This window comes from Bradyrhizobium sp. SZCCHNR1015 (assembly GCF_032489875.1).
GTDB lineage: Bacteria > Pseudomonadota > Alphaproteobacteria > Rhizobiales > Xanthobacteraceae > Bradyrhizobium.
In genome coordinates, this window is record NZ_JAUEYW010000001.1 from 344,255 (window position 1) to 363,397 (window position 19,143).

14 protein-coding genes are annotated in these 19,143 nt (G+C 66.7%); 6 read left to right on the forward strand and 8 right to left on the reverse strand.

Annotated features, from left to right (window positions below; all coding sequences use genetic code 11):
* Window positions 1-9: 9 nt before the first annotated feature.
* From QX128_RS01505 to pcsA, 3 genes are all read right to left on the reverse strand, one after another.
* Window positions 10-984, reverse strand: a complete 975-nt coding sequence (locus tag QX128_RS01505) for a quinone oxidoreductase (protein ID WP_315800017.1) — start codon at window positions 982-984, stop codon at window positions 10-12.
* A 185-nt stretch (window positions 985-1,169) separates the two neighbouring features.
* Window positions 1,170-1,898 carry a TerC family protein gene (locus tag QX128_RS01510; protein ID WP_315800018.1) on the reverse strand — a complete coding sequence of 243 codons (729 nt, stop codon included), beginning with the start codon at window positions 1,896-1,898 and terminating at the stop codon, window positions 1,170-1,172.
* Entirely contained in the window at window positions 1,895-2,629 is a 735-nt protein-coding gene (gene pcsA / locus QX128_RS01515) for a phosphatidylcholine synthase (RefSeq protein ID WP_316236505.1), read from the reverse strand. The genes QX128_RS01510 and pcsA overlap by 4 nt, the downstream gene beginning before the upstream one ends.
* 118 nt (window positions 2,630-2,747) lie before the next feature.
* On the opposite strand from pcsA, the gene QX128_RS01520 reads away from it, so the two are divergent.
* Window positions 2,748-3,947, forward strand: coding sequence for a UbiH/UbiF family hydroxylase (locus tag QX128_RS01520; protein ID WP_316236506.1), 1,200 nt, complete (start codon window positions 2,748-2,750; stop codon window positions 3,945-3,947).
* Window positions 3,948-3,953: 6 nt separating this feature from the next.
* Here QX128_RS01520 and QX128_RS01525 read toward each other — a convergent pair whose 3' ends face one another.
* Window positions 3,954-4,907, reverse strand: coding sequence for an AEC family transporter (locus tag QX128_RS01525; RefSeq protein WP_316236507.1), 954 nt, complete (start codon window positions 4,905-4,907; stop codon window positions 3,954-3,956).
* A 144-nt stretch (window positions 4,908-5,051) separates the two neighbouring features.
* Between QX128_RS01525 and hspQ the strand changes: the two genes are divergently transcribed.
* The gene (gene hspQ / locus QX128_RS01530; RefSeq protein ID WP_315711998.1) at window positions 5,052-5,384 is read left to right on the forward strand and encodes a heat shock protein HspQ; all 333 of its coding nucleotides are present in this window, start codon (window positions 5,052-5,054) and stop codon (window positions 5,382-5,384) included.
* A gap of 154 nt (window positions 5,385-5,538) precedes the next feature.
* Here hspQ and QX128_RS01535 read toward each other — a convergent pair whose 3' ends face one another.
* Window positions 5,539-6,315, reverse strand: coding sequence for an invasion associated locus B family protein (locus QX128_RS01535; protein WP_315800022.1), 777 nt, complete (start codon window positions 6,313-6,315; stop codon window positions 5,539-5,541).
* A 261-nt stretch (window positions 6,316-6,576) separates the two neighbouring features.
* Here QX128_RS01535 and QX128_RS01540 point away from each other — a divergent pair, with 261 nt between their 5' ends.
* The 3 genes from QX128_RS01540 (at window position 6,577) to QX128_RS01550 (ending at window position 11,309) form a co-directional block, all read left to right on the forward strand.
* Window positions 6,577-8,403 carry an extracellular solute-binding protein gene (locus QX128_RS01540; RefSeq protein ID WP_316236508.1) on the forward strand — a complete coding sequence of 609 codons (1,827 nt, stop codon included), beginning with the start codon at window positions 6,577-6,579 and terminating at the stop codon, window positions 8,401-8,403.
* Between the two features lie 51 nt (window positions 8,404-8,454).
* Window positions 8,455-9,963, forward strand: a complete 1,509-nt coding sequence (locus QX128_RS01545; RefSeq protein ID WP_316236509.1) for a class I adenylate-forming enzyme family protein — start codon at window positions 8,455-8,457, stop codon at window positions 9,961-9,963.
* Window positions 9,964-10,076: 113 nt separating this feature from the next.
* On the forward strand, window positions 10,077-11,309 hold the full coding sequence (locus QX128_RS01550) for a GGDEF domain-containing protein (RefSeq protein WP_316236510.1): 1,233 nt from the start codon (window positions 10,077-10,079) through the stop codon (window positions 11,307-11,309).
* A 469-nt stretch (window positions 11,310-11,778) separates the two neighbouring features.
* On the opposite strand, the gene mfd is transcribed toward QX128_RS01550, so the two are convergent.
* Window positions 11,779-15,294 carry a transcription-repair coupling factor gene (gene mfd / locus QX128_RS01555; protein ID WP_316236511.1) on the reverse strand — a complete coding sequence of 1,172 codons (3,516 nt, stop codon included), beginning with the start codon at window positions 15,292-15,294 and terminating at the stop codon, window positions 11,779-11,781.
* Entirely contained in the window at window positions 15,294-15,581 is a 288-nt protein-coding gene (locus QX128_RS01560; RefSeq protein ID WP_315800027.1) for a succinate dehydrogenase assembly factor 2, read from the reverse strand. Before QX128_RS01560 ends, mfd begins: the two co-directional genes overlap by 1 nt.
* A gap of 193 nt (window positions 15,582-15,774) precedes the next feature.
* Between QX128_RS01560 and recG the strand changes: the two genes are divergently transcribed.
* Window positions 15,775-17,877 carry an ATP-dependent DNA helicase RecG gene (recG, locus tag QX128_RS01565; RefSeq protein ID WP_316236512.1) on the forward strand — a complete coding sequence of 701 codons (2,103 nt, stop codon included), beginning with the start codon at window positions 15,775-15,777 and terminating at the stop codon, window positions 17,875-17,877.
* A gap of 91 nt (window positions 17,878-17,968) precedes the next feature.
* Here the strand turns inward: recG and QX128_RS01570 are convergent, their stop codons facing one another.
* Complete coding sequence (locus QX128_RS01570; protein ID WP_316216558.1) at window positions 17,969-19,126, reverse strand: IS481 family transposase; 1,158 nt, start codon at window positions 19,124-19,126, stop codon at window positions 17,969-17,971.
* Between the last annotated feature and the right edge of the window lie 17 nt (window positions 19,127-19,143).

The window sequence follows — 19,143 nt, forward strand, 5'->3', positions numbered from 1 at the left end:
GGCCGGCTGTTAAGGCTTGAGGATCGAGGCCCCGGTCGTGGCGCGGCTTTCGAGGTCGGCATGCGCCCGACCCGCATCCTTCAGCGCATAGGCGTGATTGATCGGCACGTGCAGCTTGCCGCTGATCACCGCCGAGAACAGCGTATCGGCGCCCTCCAGCAGTTCGGACCGCTTGCCGATATAGTCGTTGAGCTTCGGCCGGGTCGCGAACAGAGAGCCATGACTGTTGAGTTCGGCGATCGAGAACGGCGGCACCGGACCCGAGGCGTTGCCAAAGCTGACGAACAGGCCGCGCTGCTTCAGGCAGGACAACGAGCCGGGGAAGGTCGACTTGCCGACGCCGTCATAGACCACGTCGCACAATTCGCCGCGGCTGATCTGCTTGACCCGCGCGACGAAGTCCTCCTCGTTGTAGAGGATGACGTGGTCGCAGCCATTGGCCAGCGCGAGATCCGCCTTCGCCTTGGAGCCGACGGTGCCGATGACGTGCGCGCCGAGCGCGCGCGCCCACTGGCAGGCCAGCAGGCCGATGCCGCCGGCGGCGGCGTGGATCAGCACGCGATGGTGCGGCTCGACCTTGAAGGTCTTGTGCAGCAGATACCAGACCGTCAGCCCCTTGAGCATCAGCACCGCGCCCTGCTCATAGGTGATATGGTCGGGCAGCTTGACCAGGCGCTGCCAGGCGATGTTGCGCTCGGTGGCATAGCCGCCGAGGTTCTCATAATACGCGACGCGGTCGCCGGGATGGAAATGCGTGACGCCGGGCCCCACGGCGATCACCTCGCCTGCCGCCTCGTTGCCGGCGATGAACGGCAGGCCGGGCGCCTTGTACAGTCCGGTGCGATAGTACACGTCAATGAAGTTGAGGCCGATCGCGTGCTGGCGGATGCGGACCTCGCCGGGGCCGGGCGCGGCGAGATCGACCGGCTCATAGACCAGCGCCTCGGGGCCTCCCACCTTGTGCACGCGCACCGCCTTGACCATCCCGCCATCTCCCCTTCGGACTCTCCATCGCCGCGTCCGGGAATCCGGCGAAAGAACCTTCGACACTTACCTGATTCTCATCGGACATCCGGCTCCGTTGAAGGAGCCGACCTCCGGCCGCGCACCCGGCGCTGCCGGCGGCAAAAGCGAAGGCGATCACGGCGGCCTTGTCAACTCGGCACCGGTCAGGCGTTGCGCTTCCTGCGGTTGCGCGAGGCCATCACGTTGAAGGCCTCGACCGCCAGCGCAAAGACGATCGCGAAGTAGATGTAGCCGCGCGGGATGTGGAACTTGAAGCCGTCGGCGACCAGCGCGACGCCGATCAGCACCAGGAAGGCGAGCGCCAGCATCTTGGTGGTCGGATGGTTCGCCACGAAACGCGCCACCGGTCCCGAGGACACGTACATGATGACCATGGCGATGATGACGGCGGCGATCATGATCTCGAGATCCTGGGCCATGCCGATCGCGGTAATGATCGAGTCCAGCGAGAACACGAGATCGATGACGATGATCTGCAGGATCACCCAGAAGAACTTGTTGGCGCCGCCGCCCTGCGACCCCTCCTCCTCCTCGCGCGCCTCGACCTCGGCATGGATCTCGTGCGTGGCCTTGGCGATCAGGAACAGGCCGCCGGCGATCAGGATGATGTCGCGCCAGGAGAAGCCCACGCCGCCGATCGTGAACACCGGCTGCGTCAGCCCGATCAGCCAGACCAGCACGCTGAGCAGCAGGATGCGGAAGATCAGGGCCAACGCCAGCCCGATCTGGCGGGCGCGTGTCGCCTGCGGCTGCGGGATGCGCGAGGTGATCACCGACAGGAATATGACGTTGTCGATGCCGAGAACGATCTCGAGGGCGGTCAGAGTGAGCAGCGCGGCCCACGCTTCGGGACTGGTCAGAAGGTCGATCATGCTTTCAAGGATCTCAGCAGGCGGATCGCGGAGTCGCTCGCGACGATGTAGAGGGCGATCGCGCACAACAAGGTCGTCACGATCGAGCCCACGGCGAAGTTGTTTCCCAGCACGTCGATGACCAGGACGCCCCAGAGCGCGACCAGCGGCAGCGTCAGCCAGCGCAGCCGCTCGACGCGCACCGGGTGGATGACATGGAATGGGACGAAGGTCAGCGCGATCAGGACCGCGAGACCGAGGGTCGCCAACGATGGCGAGGGATGCAGCAGGAACAGGTAGAATGCCGCGATGTTCCAGAGTCCCGGAAACCCGCGAAAATGATTGTCGTGGCTCTTCATGCGGCGATCTGCGAAATACAGCGCGCCGGTGACGGCAATGCCGACGCCGATGACCGGCGCGGCGAGCGGCAGCAGCATCCCGCTGGCGGTGATGGCATAGGCCGGCACGAACACGTAGGTCGTGAAGTCCACCACCAGATCGAGCACGTCGCCCGACCAGTCCGGCTGCACATGGACGACGTCGAGCCGGCGCGCCAGAGGCCCGTCGATGCCGTCGATGACGAGCGCGGCGCCGAGCCACCAGAACATCGTAGTCCAATGCTCGCGCACGGCCTCGAGCATCGCCAGCAGCGCGACGCCCGCACCGAGCGCGGTGAAGACGTGCACCGAGAACGCCGCGGCGCGATGCGCCGGCGTTGCGGCGACCCTGCTCTCTGGTCTCAACTGATCCATGCGGCGCCAGTGCTATCAGGAATCGGCGCCAATTGCATATCCGCCGTTGCGGCGATGCGCCGCGCAGGCTCACGCAATACCCTTGAAAAAGCCCTGCCGGAACGTCAAATGTTCCCGCATGAGCAACACAGACGCCAGCTTCGATGTCATCGTCGTCGGCGGCGGACCCGCCGGGCTCGCCACCGCCATTGCCCTGTCGCAGACCGGGGCGCGGACGGCGCTCGTGGCCCGTCAGGCTCCGTATGCCGACAACCGCACCACCGCCCTGCTCGGCGGCTCGGTCGACTTCCTCGACGAGATCGGCGTCTGGTCGGCGTGCCGTGACCGCGCCGCCGGCCTCAAGGCGATGCGGCTTGTCGACGATACCGGCCGGCTGATCCGAGCCCCCGAGGTGCGCTTCGTCGCCGACGAGATCGGTCTCGAAATGTTCGGCTACAATATCGCCAATGCCGTCCTGGTCGAGGCGCTGGAACAACGCGCCGGCGAGATCGACGGCCTGGTGCGGATCGCCGAGGATGCGGAAAGCGTGCGTAGCGATGCCGATGCGGTGACCGTCACCAGCGCATCGGGCCGCGTGCTGACGGCGCGGCTCGTGGTCGGCGCCGACGGCCGGCATTCACCGTGCCGCGAGGCCGCCGGCATCGGCGTGAGCCGGCGCACGCTGCAACAGTCGGCGCTGACCTTCAACATCACCCATGCCCGGCCGCATTTCAACGTGTCGACGGAATTCCACACGCCGCAGGGACCCTGCGTGTTCGTGCCGCTGCCGGGCGACCGCTGCAGCGTCGTCTGGGTCGCAGCTCCGAAGGAGGCCGACCGGCTGTTCGCGCTCGACGACGACGCCCTGTCCGCCGCCGCCGAGCGGCAGTCGCATTCGATCTTCGGTCGTGTGCGCGTCGAGCCGGGCCGCCATGTGTTTCCGCTCGCGATCGAGCGGCCCTTGAGCTACGCGCAAAACCGGATCGCCCTGGTCGGCGAAGCCGCGCATGTGGTGCCGCCGATCGGTGCGCAGGGACTGAACCTCGGCCTGCGCGACGGCATCGACATCGCCGATGTCGTGCGCAAGGCGCATGCGGCCGGCGAGGATCCCGGTGCGCCGCAGGTGCTCGCGCGCTATGGTGCGGCGCGCCGCGCCGATATCCTGAGCCGCACCTTCGCCATCGACGTCGCCAACCGCTCGCTGCTCAGCGATCTCCTGCCGATGCAGTCGCTGCGCGCCGTCGGCATGCATCTGATCAGCGGCATCGGTCCGCTGCGGCGGCTCGCGATGCGCGAGGGCCTAGCGCCGTCATGGAGAGCCACGCGCAGGGCCGGTTGAGTACCGTCAGGGAAACGCCAGCCGGCCAGTCTGGATCAGCCACATCACGCTGGTCAGGGTGATCACCGAGGCGAAGGTGCCGATCAGCACCGCCGATGAGGCCGGCTCGATCCAGCTGTCGTGCTGGCGCGCGATCACGAACACATTGAGCGCCGGCGGCAGCGCCGCCATCAGCACCGCGGTCGCCGCCCAGGGCTGCGCGAACGGCCCGAACAGCAGCATCAGCCCGAACGACAGCAGCGGGTGAACGACGAGCTTCACCACGGCCAGGACCGGCACCTCCCAGGGCAGCCGCTCGAACGGGCGCAGCGCCACGGTCACGCCGAGCGCGAACAGCGCCGTCGGCGCAGCGGCGTTCTGCAGGAACTGCAGGGTGCGGTCGAGAACGGTCGGCGGATGCAACTGGAACGCGGCCGCCAGGATGCCGGCGGCGGTGGCCATGATCAGCGGGTTCTGCAGGATCTGGCGCAGCACGGTGCGCATCGCGTGCACCACCGAGGCATGATCGCGCTCGGTCAGCTCGACGAGCAGCGGCACGATCGAGAACAGGAAGATGCTGTCGCAGCAGAAGATCAGCGCGGTCGGCGCCGCCGCCTTGGTCCCGAGCACGGCCAGCGCCAGCCCAGGCCCCATATAGCCGATATTGCCGTAGCCACCCGCGAGCCCGGCCATGGTCGCCTCGCGGAGCGACAGCCGCCCGATGGCCTTGCCGAGCACGAGCGCCAGGGCGAAGGTGAGCATGGTGGCGAGCGTCGTTGCAACCAGGAAGGGAGGGTTGCTCAACTCGGTGAACGGTGTCCGCGCGATGAGGTTGAACATCAAGGCGGGCAGCGAGACGTAGAGCAGGAAGAAGTTCATCCAGGCGAGCCCGGCTTCGGGCAGCCTCCTCCACTTACCGCAGGCGAAGCCTATGAAAACGACGCCGAAATAAGGCAGGGCCAGATTGAGAATGTCGAACATGGGCTCGGAAGATGGCCCCCTGAGGGAGCCTGGGAAGGGCCTGGAATGCGGGGGCGTCGCGGCTTGACGCGACTCGGATTGGTCTAGATTAAATCCGCCCGCGGGGCACTAGCATCGCTCCCCGTCCTGGTCTATTCGACTGGAATGATCAAAGCACGAACTGCCAAGTTTCAGATCGGCCAGATCGTCCGGCATCGGGTGTTCTCGTTCCGGGGCGTGATTTTCGACATCGATCCGGAGTTCAACAACACCGAGGAATGGTGGCTGTCGATTCCCGAGGAGGTCCGTCCGCATAAGGACCAGCCATTCTATCACCTGCTGGCCGAGAACGCTGAATCCGAATACGTCGCCTATGTTTCCGAGCAGAACCTGGTTCCCGACGAGTCCGGCGAGCCGATCCGCCATTCCCAGGTTGCGGAGATCTTCATCAAGGACAAATCGGGCGGCTATCGTCCGCGCAATCCGCTGATGAACTGACCTGCTCGACCAGAGAGCTTCGCCTGAGCGCCGTCGGCGCAAGCCCCTCATCGTTCGGTCCCGGCTCGCAAGTTCCCCCTCGCATCAGCTCGCAGAATGAAAAAGGCGCTCCGAATGGAGCGCCTTTGATGATGCGGGACGGGCCCGGCCAGCGTTACTGCTTCGCCTGCGGCTGGCCTGGCTGGGTCTGCTCGAGCTTCTTGCGCTGCTCCTCGGCGCGCTTCTGCAGCTCTTCCTGCAGCTTCTTCTGGGTCTCTTCGAACTGCTTCGGGTCGGTCGGCGGACCATCATAGGCCTTGGCGAAGCTGCTGTTGCCTTCCTGCAGCGGCAGCGGCAGCGTCAGCGCGGTGCCGTTCGAGTTGATCGCCTGGACGTAGAGGGTCTGGCCCTTCTTGAGGCTGTTCACGAATTCGGGCGTCGCTTCGTAGTCCGACATGCAGCCGTTCTGGAAGCAGATGACGTACTTTCCTTCCATGAACTGGTTATTGTCGATGACGATGCGGGTTCCGGGCTGGAGCTGCATGCCGAGCGGCAAGGTCACACGCAGGATCTTCTTCGGCTCGCCTTCGGGCTCGATGATGACGGCTGCAACCACAGGCTGACCGGATTCGATGCGGCCGTCCTTGCCGATGAAGCAGACCTGCTTGGCGTTGGCATCCTGCCCCTTCAGGCAGAACTTGGTCCACGGCGCGTAGATCAGCTGCGGCATCTCCTGCTGAGCCTGGGCCTGAGGCTGGCCGCCGGCGGGAGGAATGGCAGGGGCCTGGGCGGCCGGCGCGGGAGCCTTGGGAGCGGCAGCCGGAGCCTTCGCCTTCGGCGCTTGAGCCTGCGCAACCGAAGGAGCGAAGGAAACGGCCAGCGCGGTGACCGCGAGCAGCGCGACAAGCCGCCCACGCGGCCCAACCGACGAGGCCAAGTCACGGAAATTCATTGCGGAAAACCCTTTCTGAACGGCAGCGCCCGAGACCGCCAAAGGCGCCACACCAAGCCGTTGAAGCGGCTGTCTCCTCAGGAAATGAGGCGGTTAAGTGACAGGCGTTGCCGCCCTAACTCAATCGCCCGCCTTCTTAACGCGGTGCGCGGAAGAATCAATGCCGCGAGACCATGTCGAAGCCGCGGTCTAGCGCTGGCGAGCCTGTGGTAAAAGCCCCTTGTGACCTGTTCCGAATCAAATGCTTGCGCCCCGATCCTGATGCTGCAGCGCATGTTCAGCGCGGCCGCGGGATGGGTCGCCGTGGTCCTGGCATTGTTGCCCGCGGTCTACACCCCCACGGCGAACGCGGCAGAGACTGCGGCGATCGCCATGCACGGTCTCCCGGCCTTGCCGGCCGACTTCGACCACATGCCCTATGCGAATCCCGACGCGCCCAAGGGCGGCCGTCTGGTCTGGGGACTGCTCGGCACCTTCGATAGCCTGAATCCGTTCATCGTCCGCGGTCTCGCGGTGCAGCAAATCCGCAGCTATGTGGTCGAGAGCCTGCTCACCCGCGGCAACGACGAGCCGTTCACGCTGTATGGCCTGCTCGCGAAATCCGTCGAGACCGACGAGAACAGGACCTATGTCACCTTCCGGCTCGACCCGCGTGCCCGCTTCTCCGACGGCAGCCCCGTGCTCGCCGAGGACGTGGCGTTCTCCTTTGAGCTGCTGCGCGATCACGGCCGCCCCAACCACCGGCAGTTCTACGGCAAGGTGGCCAGGGCCGACGTGCTCGACCCGCTGACCATCCGGTTCGATTTCGGTGGAACGGAAGACCGCGAGCTGCCGCTGATCCTCGGCCTGATGCCGATTCTGGCGAAGCACACGACGGACGTGCCGAGCTTCGAGGACACGACGATGACCGCGCCGCTCGGGTCAGGCCCATATCGGGTCACCGCGGTGCAGCCGGGATCCAGTGTCACCCTCACCCGCAATCCGGACTATTGGGGACGCGACCTGCCGGTCAACCGCGGATTGTGGAACTTCGACGAGGTCAGGCTCGACTACTACCGCGAGTCCAACGGACAGTTCGAAGCCTTCAAGCGCGGGCTGTACGACTTCCGCGTCGAGACCGAGCCGCTGCGCTGGCACGACGGCTATGACTTCCCGGCCGCACGCAATGGCGAGGTCATCCGCGACAGCTTCACCTCGGGGATGCCGCAGCCCTCGCAGTTCCTGGTGTTCAACACGCGGCGGCCGGTGTTCGCCGACGTGAAGGTGCGCCGTGCGCTGACGCTGCTGTTCGATTTCGAATGGATCAACCGCAACTACTTCTTCGGGCTGTACCGCCGCAGCGGCGGCTATTTCGCCGGCTCGGAGCTGTCCGCCTATGGACGTCCGGCCGACGCGACCGAGCTTGAGCTGTTGAAGCCCTACGCCACGCAGATCCCCGCCGACATCATGGACGGCAGCTACCGGTTGCCGATCACCGACGGATCCGGCCGCGACCGCGCAACGCTGAAGGCGGCGCTCGATCTGCTTAACGAGGCCGGATATGGCCTCGACGGGACGGTATTGCGGCATCGGACCACGCGGGCCCCCCTCGCCTTCGAGATCCTGGTCACGACGCGCGATCAGGAGCGCATCGCACTGGCTTACGCCGGCAGTCTCAAGCGGGCCGGCATCAATGCCTCGATCAGGGTGGTCGATCCCGTGCAGTTCGACCAGCGCCGCCTGAGCTTCGAGTTCGACATGATCCAGAATCGCTGGGACCAGTCGCTATCCCCCGGCAACGAGCAGGCGTTCTATTGGGGCAGCGAGGCCGCCGACCGCACCGGAACCCGCAACTACATGGGGGCCAGGGATCCGGCGATCGACGCCATGATCGCGGCGCTGTTGCGCGCCCGCGACAGGCCGGAATTTATCTCGACGGTTCGCGCATTGGACCGTACTCTGATGGCGGGGTTCTACGCTATTCCAGTGCTCAATGCCGCCGAGGAATGGATCGCGCGGTGGAATCGTATAGAACGGCCAAAGAGGACGGCTTTGACGGGAGCGCTCCCGGAGAGCTGGTGGCAGCGGCCGGAGCCGGCACGGAAGTGACCAATCGGGGCAATTGGTCGTGGCCGGGTCCGTGAAAGTACGGGGCAACAGGTGAATCAGGCCAATACGTCGCCGACGCTCGACGCGTTGTTTCAACGCATCCTGGCGCGCAAGCCGGATGCGGTCGCGCTGGTCGATCCCATCAACAAGCAGCGCGTCACCGGGCGGCCGCCGATGCGCCTGACCTATGCCGAAGCCGATCGCGTGATCTCGGCGCTGGCGGCGCATTTCATCGACGCCGGCCTGCCCGCCCATTCGGTGATCGCGGTCCAGCTGCCCAACACGATCGAGTTCGTGCTGACGGTGTTGGCCGCGCATCGCGCCGGCCTCGTCGTCGCCGTGTTCCCACTGCTGTGGCGTCAGTCGGAGCTCGTGGCGGCGCTGAACCGCACCAGCGCGCGCGCCATCGTCACGATGTCGAAGATCGACGGCGTGATTCACTCCGATCTCGCGATGAATGCGGCGGCGGAGGCGTTCTCGATCCGCCACGTCTGCGGCTTCGGCTCCGACCTGCCCGAGGGGATGTATTCGCTCGACCAGTCGATCGCGAAACCTTCGCGCTCGACGCGCGGGCTGATGCCGGACGGCCGCAAGGCCGCGATCGTCTCGTTCGACGTGACCGCCGACGGCTTCCGCGCCGTCCCGCGCACCCATTTGAGCCTGATCGCCGGGGGGCTCGCCGTCTCGCTCGAGAGCGATCTGCCGCAGGGCGTGAACATGATGTCGGCCTTCCTGCCGTCGTCATTCGCCGGCCTTGCCGCTTCGGTCGTGACATGGCTGTTGTCCGGCGGCACCCTTGCGCTGCATCACCCGTTCGACGCCGACGCGCTGGAACAGCAGCTCGCGGAGCTGGCCTGCGATACGCTGATCGCGCCGGCCCAACTCGCCTTGCGTCTCGACGAGGGCGACCTCGCCTCGCGGCTGCCGAACCTGCGTTACGTGCTCGGCATGTGGCGCGCGCCCGAGCAGGTGGCGTCGAGCGCATCGTGGAAGACGCGCGACATCGAGATGACCGACGTCTATCTGTTCGGCGAAGCCGGACTGTTCGCCGTTCGCCGCACCGCGGCCGATGGCAGTCCCGGGCCGGTCAAACCAGGCCGCCAGGGCGCGCCGCGCGAACAGCCGGGCTCATCGATCGCCGGCGAGATCCTGGTGACGCCGAAGGGCACGCTCGGGCTGCGGGGGCCGATGGTCGTGCTCGCCGCCTACGCTCCTCCGCCGCCGCCGAGCGACTCGCTGATGCCGGCAGCGCCGCGCGACTACGTCGACACCGAGTATGCCGTGCGCCTCGACCGTGCCCAGGACACGATCTCGATCACGGCGCCGCCGGCCGGCGTGATGGCCGTCGGCGGCTACCGCTTCCTTGCGCAGGACCTGCACGAATGGTCGCGGCGGCTTGGCCAGGGCGCGCTGCTGACCGCTCTGCCCGACCGTCTCAGCGGTCACCGCCTCGCGGGCCGCGCGATGGACAATGCGCGCGCGCGGGAAGCGCTCGCCGAGCTCGGACTCAATCCGCTGATGGTCGAGGCCTTCCGCGACCGCGCCGGCCCGGGCGGCTGATCCTGCCGTCCGGACCACTACGGAACCGTCATGTTTGGAACAGTGTTGACGCTGCGTTAACGGGAGGGACCTAGGATCGCGACGTATCGCCCAGCGTATCCTGAGTTTCCTGGATGTCCCCACAAGGCCCGCTTCTCATCGTCTCCTCGTCCACACGGCCTTCGCTGAGTGCGGCCCTCGCGGTGGCGCAAATTCTCCCCTCCGTCGAGACGCGCTGGGCTGATGCGATCAGCACGATGTCCCGGGTTCAGCCGGCCGCGGTCGTCGCCGTCGTCGAGGATGCTGATGCAACCGAGCTGGCGGCGGTCTCGCGTCATGTCGGTGCGCGCAAGCCCTACGTGCCGCTGATCGCCATCGCGCCCGGTGGCGCTGTCCTGCCCGACCACGCCATTCCCTTGCATGGCAGCGACAATCACGAGCGGCTGCTGGCGCGGCTGCGCGCGGCGCTGCGTGTCCGCACGCTGCACACCACCGTGCTGCGCCGTCTCGATGAGAAGAAGGCACCCGACGCCACCCTGCCGGAAACAGATCCGCTGGATGACGCGACCGTGCTGCTGCTCGGCCGCGGCAGCTCCCTGCCCGGCCTGTCGGTCGCGCTCGGCGAACGCATGGCGGTCGTCGGCGCGCTGAGCATCGAAGCCGCCGCCAAGCATCTGTCGAGCCGCGACATCGACGGCATCGTGCTCGGCGAAGGGTTTTCGCCGCGCGTGGTCGACGCGTTCCTCGCGGTGCTCGCCGAGGACACCCGCTTCCGCAACCTTGCCGTTGTCGTCACTGCCAACCAGCCGGCGCCGCTGCAGGAACTCGCCAATCTCGAGATCATCGCCGGCGCTCCCGCGCACATCGCGGCCAGCGCGCTGCCGTTGATCCGCCTGCACGCCTTCGAAGCCCGCCTCAACCGCACGCTGCGCGCCATCGAAGCCGGCGGCATGCTCGACCCGCAGACCGGCCTGCTCACCCGCAACGCCTTCGCGCGCGACTTCGCCACCGCGGTCAGCCAGACGCAGAAGAGCGGCGGCAGCCTCGCGGTAGCTCGGTTCGCCTTCGACCCTGTCAACCCGCGCGCGCAATATGACGGCGCCCGCATCATCAGCCGCCTGATGCGGCGGATGGATTTCGGCACCCACGAGGACAACGGCTCCGTCGTCGTCGTGTTCGCCGAGACCGACCTGCGCTCCGCCCACGCCATCGCCCGCCGCCTCTCCAGCGTGATGCGCCACACCTCGCACGGCAAGCGCGATACGCGCACGGAGCCGTCGGTCACCGTCGCCGCGCTGCAGCCGACTGACACTGCGCGCACCCTGCTGGCCCGGGTCTATGGCGAGGCGCAGCGCGCGGCGTCGTAATAAACTACATGTTTTGCGTCATCACTGCGCTGGTTCGAACCAAGAGTCGTGCTGCGTAGGGTGGGCAAAGGCGCATGCACGGGCTCGCTACATGCGATCTATTAGATGGCGCCGTGCCCACCGTCTCACCGCTTAGTATGCCGGCCGACGGTGGGCACGCTGCCGCCTGACGGCGGCCGCTTTGCCCACCCTACGAGATCTCGTGTTCCACGCCGGACGTTCGTTCCTTCGGCCACGATCTCATCCAAACACGTGCATGTTGAGATCGCGCATTTGCCCCACTCGTGTGGTGCGATCCAAGCTCGACTCGGGGGCATCTCAGCAAGCGGAGCATGCGTCATGCACAACCGGCAATCACGCGACGAGACTGACTGAGTCAGCGTCGTCGCGATCGTCTCGGTCTTCCTGATCGCCAGCCCTGCCTTGCACTTCGGCTGGCAGCTTCGCTGATGTAGAGCCAGCGGCTGCCCTACGCCGCCTTCTTCTTCTCCGCGAGCTCGGCCAGCTCCTTGAGGATATCCGTGGTCCCCGCCAGGCGCTCTTCCGGCGTCTCCCATATCTGCAGGAACACGACCTTCATGTCGGGACGTACCTTGGCGGCCTGGCCGTGGCGCTTGATGAAGGCGACCAGGCGCTCGGGATAGGCAAAACTGTTGTCGCGGAAGGCGATGACGGCGCCCTTCGGACCGGCATCCACCTTCTCGACATTGGCCCGGCGGCAGTAGTTCTTGATCGCCGCGACCTTGAACAGATAGCGCGTCTCGTCCGGCAGCTTACCGAAGCGGTCGCGCAGCTCGGCGGCAAAGTTGTCGATCTCGTCGTCGGTCTCGAGATCGGCGAGCCGGCGGTACAGCGACAGCCGCACCGAGAGGTCGGAGACGTAGTCCTCCGGAATCAGCACGGGCATGCCGATGGTGATCTGCGGCGACCAGCGGTCGACGGTCGGCTCGGTGATGCCCGCCTTGAGGTTCTCGATCGCCTCCTCCAGCATCGACTGATAGAGCTCGAAGCCGACCTCCCTGATGTGGCCGGACTGCTCGTCGCCGAGGAGATTGCCGGCGCCGCGGATGTCGAGGTCGTGGCTGGCGAGCTGGAAGCCGGCGCCGAGCGTCTCCAGCGACTGCAGCACACCCAGGCGCTTCTCGGCCTGCGGGCTGATCTTGTGCGTCGACGGCAGGGTGAACAGCGCATAGGCGCGCAGCTTGGAGCGGCCGACGCGGCCGCGCAGCTGATAGAGCTGGGCGAGGCCGAACATGTCGGCGCGGTGCACGATCAGCGTGTTGGCGCGGGGAATGTCGAGGCCGGACTCGACGATGGTCGTCGACAGCAGGACGTCGAACTTGCCGTCGTAGAACGCCGACATGATGTCCTCGATCACGGTCGGCGCCATCTGGCCGTGGGCGACCGCGACCTTCATCTCCGGCACGGTCTTGTCGAGGAACTCCTTGACCTCGGCGAGATCGTCGATGCGCGGCACGACGTAGAACGCCTGGCCGCCGCGATAGCGCTCGCGCAGCAAGGCCTCGCGGATCATCACCGGGTCATGCGGTGCCACGAACGTGCGCACGGCCAGCCGATCGACCGGTGGCGAGGCGATGATCGACAGCTCGCGCACGCCCGTCAGCGCCAGCTGCAAGGTGCGCGGGATCGGCGTCGCTGACAGCGTCAGCACATGCACCTCGGCACGCAGTTGCTTCAGCCGCTCCTTGTGGCCGACTCCGAAATGCTGTTCCTCGTCGACGATGACGAGGCCGAGGTCGCGGAACTTGATGGACTTGCCGAGCAGCGCATGGGTGCCGACGACGATGTCGACCGAGCCGTCGGCGAGCCCCTTCTTGACCTGGTTGAGCTCCTTGGTCGAGACGAGGCGCGAGGCCTGCGCGACGTTGACCGGAAAGCCCTTGAAGCGCTCGGTGAAGGTTTTCGCATGCTGGCGCGCCAGCAGCGTGGTCGGCACGACGACGGCGACCTGCTTGCCATCCAGCGCGACCGCGAACGCCGCGCGCAACGCCACCTCGGTCTTGCCGAAGCCGACGTCGCCGCAGACCAAGCGGTCCATCGGACGTCCTGCTTCGAGATCGGCGAGCGTCGCCTGGATCGCGGCGAGCTGGTCCTCGGTTTCGTCATAGGGGAAGCGCGCGCAGAACTCGTCGTAGAGGCCGGCCTGCACCGGCAGCTTCGGCGCCTCGTGCAGCATGCGCTCGGCGGCGATCTTGATCAGCTCGCCGGCCATTTCGCGGATGCGATTCTTGAGCTTGGCCTTGCGGGTCTGCCAGCCGGAGCCGCCGAGCTTGTCGAGCTCGACGCTGGTCTGGTCGGAGCCGTAGCGCGACAACAGCTCGATGTTCTCGACCGGCAGATACAGCTTGGTCTCGCCGGCGTAGCGCAGCTCGAGACAGTCATGCGGCGCGCCGGCGACTTCGAGCGTCTGCAGGCCGACGAAACGGCCGATGCCGTGATCGACATGGACAACGATGTCGCCGACCGCGAGGCTCGTCACCTCGGAGATGAAGTTGTCGAGCTTGCGGCTCGCCTTGCGCGGCCGCACCAGGCGGTCGCCGAGAATGTCCTGCTCGGAGATCACAGCGATCTGGTCGGTCTCGAAGCCGGACTCCAGCCCGAGCAGCGCCAGCATGGTCTCGTTGCGTGGCGTCGCCTGCACCACGCGCCAGGTATTGACGCTGGTGACGTGGATCAGCTTGTGATCCTTCAACATGCTGGCCATGCGGTCGCGCGAGCCTTCGCTCCACAGCGCGATGACGACCTTCTTGCGCATAGACTGCAACGCCTGGACATGGGCGACGACGGCCTCGAACACGTTGACCGCGGCGTCGTTGCGCTCGGGTGCGAAGCTGCGGCCCTGCCGCGCGCCGATATCGACGACTCCGGTGCCTTCCGGCACGGCGAAGGGCGTCACCCGCGCCAGCGGAACGGCTGCGAGCCGCTCAGCCCATTCGGACGACGTCAGATACAGGCGGTCGACCGTCAGCGGCTTGTAGATCGCGCCGCCGCCGGGATGCTCCATGGCCTCGCGACGCGCGTCGTAATAATCGATGATCTGCTTGAAGCGCTCGCGCGCGGCGTCCTCGCCCTGCGGCTCGATCACGACCGGCGTGTTCGGCAGGTAGTCGAACAGCGTCTCCATCTTGTCGTGGAACAGCGGCAGCCAGTGCTCCATGCCGGGATAGCGCCGGCCCTCGCTGACGGCCTCGTACAGCGCATCGTCGCGCTCGGGCGCGCCGAACTCGGCGACATAGCCCATGCGGAAGCGGCGGATGGTGTCGGTGACCAGTTGGAATTCGGAGACGGGCACCAGATCGAGCGAGCGCATGTCGAGCAGGGTTCGCTGCGTCTCGGCGTCGAAGGTGCGGATCGATTCCAGGCTGTCGCCGAAGAAGTCGAAGCGCACCGGCTGGTCGAGGCCCGCCGGGAACAGGTCGAGGATGCCGCCGCGCACGGCATATTCGCCGCTCTCGCGCACGGTTGACGAGCGGTGGTAGCCGTTGTGCTCCAACCAGGCGACGACAGAGTCCATCAGCACGACATGGCCGGGCGCGACCGACAGTGCCTGCCCGGCCATGGTGTCGCGCGACGGCACGCGCTGGACGATGGCATTCACGGTGGTCAGCACGATCAGCGGCTTGTCGCTGCCGGCGAGGCGCGACAGCCGCGCCAATGTCGTGACGCGCTGGGCCAGGATGCCGCCATGCGGCGAGACGCGGTCATAGGGCTGGCAGTCCCAGGCGGGGAACTGCATGACAGGAAGATCGGGCGCGAAGAAGTCGAGCGCCCGCGCCAGCTGCTGCATGCGTGCGCCGTCGCGGCAGACCACGGCGAGGCTCACCGCCGGCGGCTTCGGCTTGGCGGCGATGGCGCGCGCGAGGTCGGAGACGACGAGGCCTTCGGCGCCCTCGGCGACGTTGGCGAGCGTCAGCGCGCGCCCCGGCGCGAGATGCTCGGCAGGCGACTTGACCGGGCTCTTCATCAGTCGGCGTCCACCGCGCGGAACGCCTTGATGCGAGCGAACAGCGCCGGGGTCTGCTCCGGCGGCAGCGGCCGGGCGCCGGTGACCGCGGCATAAAAGTCCGGGTCGGGGACTTCGAGCAGTTGCTCGAGCTCGGCCAGCTCGCTCTCGCTGAGGCTGCCGATCTCGGCGTCGGCAAAGCGGCCGAGGATCAGATCCATCTCGCGGGTGCCGCGATGCCAGCAGCGGAACAGGAGCCGCTTGCGGCGGTCGTCAAGGCCTTGGCTCGATCGGGTCGTTCCAGTCATCGCGACATCCTGCAGTACAACGCCAAAAGCCCGGACGGTGCCGGGCGCGGTTGATATAGCGGTGCGCGGCGTCCCTGTCAGCCCTCGGGACTGCAGAACCGGCATGCCCGGCACCTGAAAACTGAGAAAAAGACGTGGATGTCTCGGCATTCGCGGCTATCCCGGCTCTCAAACCGCTTTAAGTGTTCGCTCCATGCGCCCCAGCATCCTCAATCCCCTGTTTGCGCCGGTCACCGCCCTCTCCGGGGTCGGGCCGAAGCAGGACAAGCTGCTGCGCTACCTGCTCGGCTGCAGCGAGACGCCGCGGCTGGTCGACCTGCTGCTGCATCTGCCGGCCAGCGTGATCGACCGCCGTAACCGGCCGAAGGTCCGCGACGTCGAGGTCGGCACGGTCGTGACGCTGGAGGTCACGGTCGACCGCCACCGTCCCTCGCGCAATGCGCGCGCGCCATACCTCGTTTACGCCAGCGACGAGACCGGCGACGTCGTGCTGACGTTCTTCCGCCCCAAGGGCGACTACATCGAGAAGATCCTGCCGGTCGGCGCCAAGCGCTACGTCTCCGGCACGGTGCAGATGTACGACGGCGTGCCGCAGATCGTGCATCCCGACCGCATCCTCGATGAGGCGGGGTTTGCAAAACTGTCAGGAATCGACCCGGTCTATCCGCTGACCGAAGGCCTCGCGCTGGGCTCGCTGCGGCGGGCGATCGCCGCCGCGCTGACCAAACTGCCGGACCTGCCGGAGTGGATCAGCCCGGAGGTGCTCAGCCGCTGCAACTTCCCGTCCTTGAGGGAGGCGCTGACGCGGGTGCACATCCCGCAGGAATTGACCGACATCCTGCCGGAGAACCCGTTCTGGTCGCGCCTCGCCTTCGACGAGCTGCTCGCCGGGCAATTGGCGCTGGCGCTGGTGCGGGCGCAGCTGCGCCGGCCCGCCGGCAACCGCCACGCCGGCGACGGCCGCCTGCGCCGCAGGATCATCGACGCCCTGCCTTATGCGCTGACGAACTCGCAGGCCGAGGCGATGGCCGCGATTGCCGCCGATCTCGAAAAGCCGGTGCGGATGCTGCGGCTGCTGCAGGGCGACGTCGGCTCCGGCAAGACGGTGGTGGCGCTGCTGGCCGCAGCCGCCGTCGCCGAGGCCGGCAAGCAGGCGGCGCTGATGGCGCCGACCGAGATCCTGGCGCGCCAGCATGCCAAGACCATCGCCCCGCTCGCCGCGCGCGCCGGCATGAACGTGGTCATCCTCACCGGACGCGAGAAGGGCAAGGAGCGCCGCGACATCCTCGCCCGGCTCGAAGCCGGCGAGATCGACATCCTCATCGGCACCCACGCGCTGATCCAGGACGACGTGGTCTTCCAGTCGCTGGCGCTCGCCATCGTCGACGAGCAGCATCGCTTCGGCGTACGCGAGCGGCTGGCGCTGACCTCGAAGGGCGAGGCCGTCGACGTGCTCGTGCTGTCGGCGACGCCGATCCCGCGCACCCTGGTGCTGACCTATTTCGGCGACATGGACATTTCCGAGCTGCGCGAGAAGCCGGCCGGCCGCCAGCCGATCGACACCCGCGCGGTGGCCGATACCAGGCTCGGCGAGGTCATCGACGCCGTCGGCCGCGCGCTCGATGCCGGCAAGCTGGTGTACTGGATCTGCCCGCTGGTCGAGGAATCCGAGGCCGAGGGCATCGATCATCTCACCAACGCGACGGATCGCTTCGAGAGCCTGCGCGAGCGCTTTGGCGACAAGGTCGGCCTCGTCCACGGCAAGATGAAGGGCAGCGAGAAGGACGAGGTCATGGGCCGCTTCGCGGCGCATGAGCTGCGCCTGCTGGTCGCCACCACGGTGGTCGAGGTCGGCGTCGACGTGCCGGCCGCCAGCATCATGGTGATCGAGAATGCCGAGCGCTTCGGCCTCGCACAATTGCACCAGCTGCGCGGCCGCATCGGCCGCGGCTCCGAGGCCTCGACCTGCATCCTGCTCTATCACGAGCCGCTCGGGCCGATGTCGAAGGCGCGGCTCGCGGTGATCCGCGAGACCACCGACGGCTTCCGCATCGCCGAGGAGGATCTCAAGCTGCGCGGCGAAGGCGACGTGCTCGGCATCCGCCAGAGCGGCCTGCCCGGCTATCGCATCGCGCGGCCCGAGGTGCACGCCCAGTTGATCACCCAGGCGCGCGACGAGGCGCTGCGCATCCTGAAAGAGGATCCGAAGCTGAAGGGTCCGCGCAGCGACGCGCTGCGCTGTTTGTTGTATCTGTACGAACGGGATGAAGCGATCCCGCTGTTGACCGCGGGATAGACCAACGCCGTGATTGCGAGCGCAGCGAAGCAATCCAGAGTCGTCGCGGGATTCTTGATTGCTTCGCTGCTGTTTAGCCCGGAGACATAGCTTACACCTGTTCGGGGACATGGTTGACACTTTTGGGGTCACGCAAATCGATCGCTGCGATCTGATGAGCGGCAAAGAAAACTCCGAATTTTCCGTCTTGTCTGAGTGGACGAATAGCGAGTCGCTCACCGCGAAAGGCTTGAGGGACTTTCCAGAGCCGTCCCTCGAAACTGACATAGGCCTTCGTGCTCGACACGGAACGGACGATCTCCCCCTCGTCGTAGTCCACCGTCGGAAGGCGATCCGGCATGGTGCGTTGGCTGGGCCGATAGCGGCTTGCCGGCACATTGAAGTCGAGAGCCTCATGGGGGCGGTCGAGATTGTAGACGGCTCGCCATTCGTCGAGTGCCCGCTGGACATCGGGAAGGTCCCTGTAACGCTTGAAGGCAAAGACCTCGGCCTTCAGGCTGCGGTGGAAGCGTTCGTTCTTGCCGCGGCTCTGGGGATGATAGGGCCGGCTATGGATCGTTCGAACGCCGAGCTTCAGCAGCCAGACCGTCAACGCGGTCCAGGGGTCTTCGAGAGTAAAGCCCCAGGGGCCACCGTTGTCGACGAACATCGCATCCGGCAGTCCATAGCGGCGGAACGTCGTCTCCAAATGTCCTTTGACCGTAGAGCCGCGCTCATTGTCGCAGGCCGCCAGGCACAAGGAAAAGCGCGAGTGATCGTCCAGCGCGGTGAGCGGATGACAAGACACACCGTTCTCCAGCGCACTGTGTCCCTTGAAGTCCATCTGCCACAGCTGATTGGGCGCATCCTTCTCGAACCGCGTGTAGGGCTGCCCGGGCGTGCCGCCAGGCTCCGTCACCCGATCGTAGCGGCGCAGGATGTTATGCACGGTGGAGATCGCCGGGACAGCTTGCCCATCGCGATCGAGACGATGCGCGAGCTTGCGCGCGCCCCAGGCCGGGTGAGCATCGCGCAACGCGACAATCTGCTGCTCAGTCGCAGCTGCGGTGCGCTCCGGACTTCGATGCGGCCGCCGCGACCGGTCCGCCAGCGTCGTATCGCCGGCGTCAGACCGCTCGATCCATTTGTAGCCGGTCTGGGGGCTGATGCCGAACCGCCGACACAGCTGCCGCCGGTTGGCTCCCTCCTGCTTGGCAAGCATCACAAACTCTCGTCGCTGGTCCATGACAGACACCTCTCGCCACGGCATCGCTCGCCCCTTTGCTT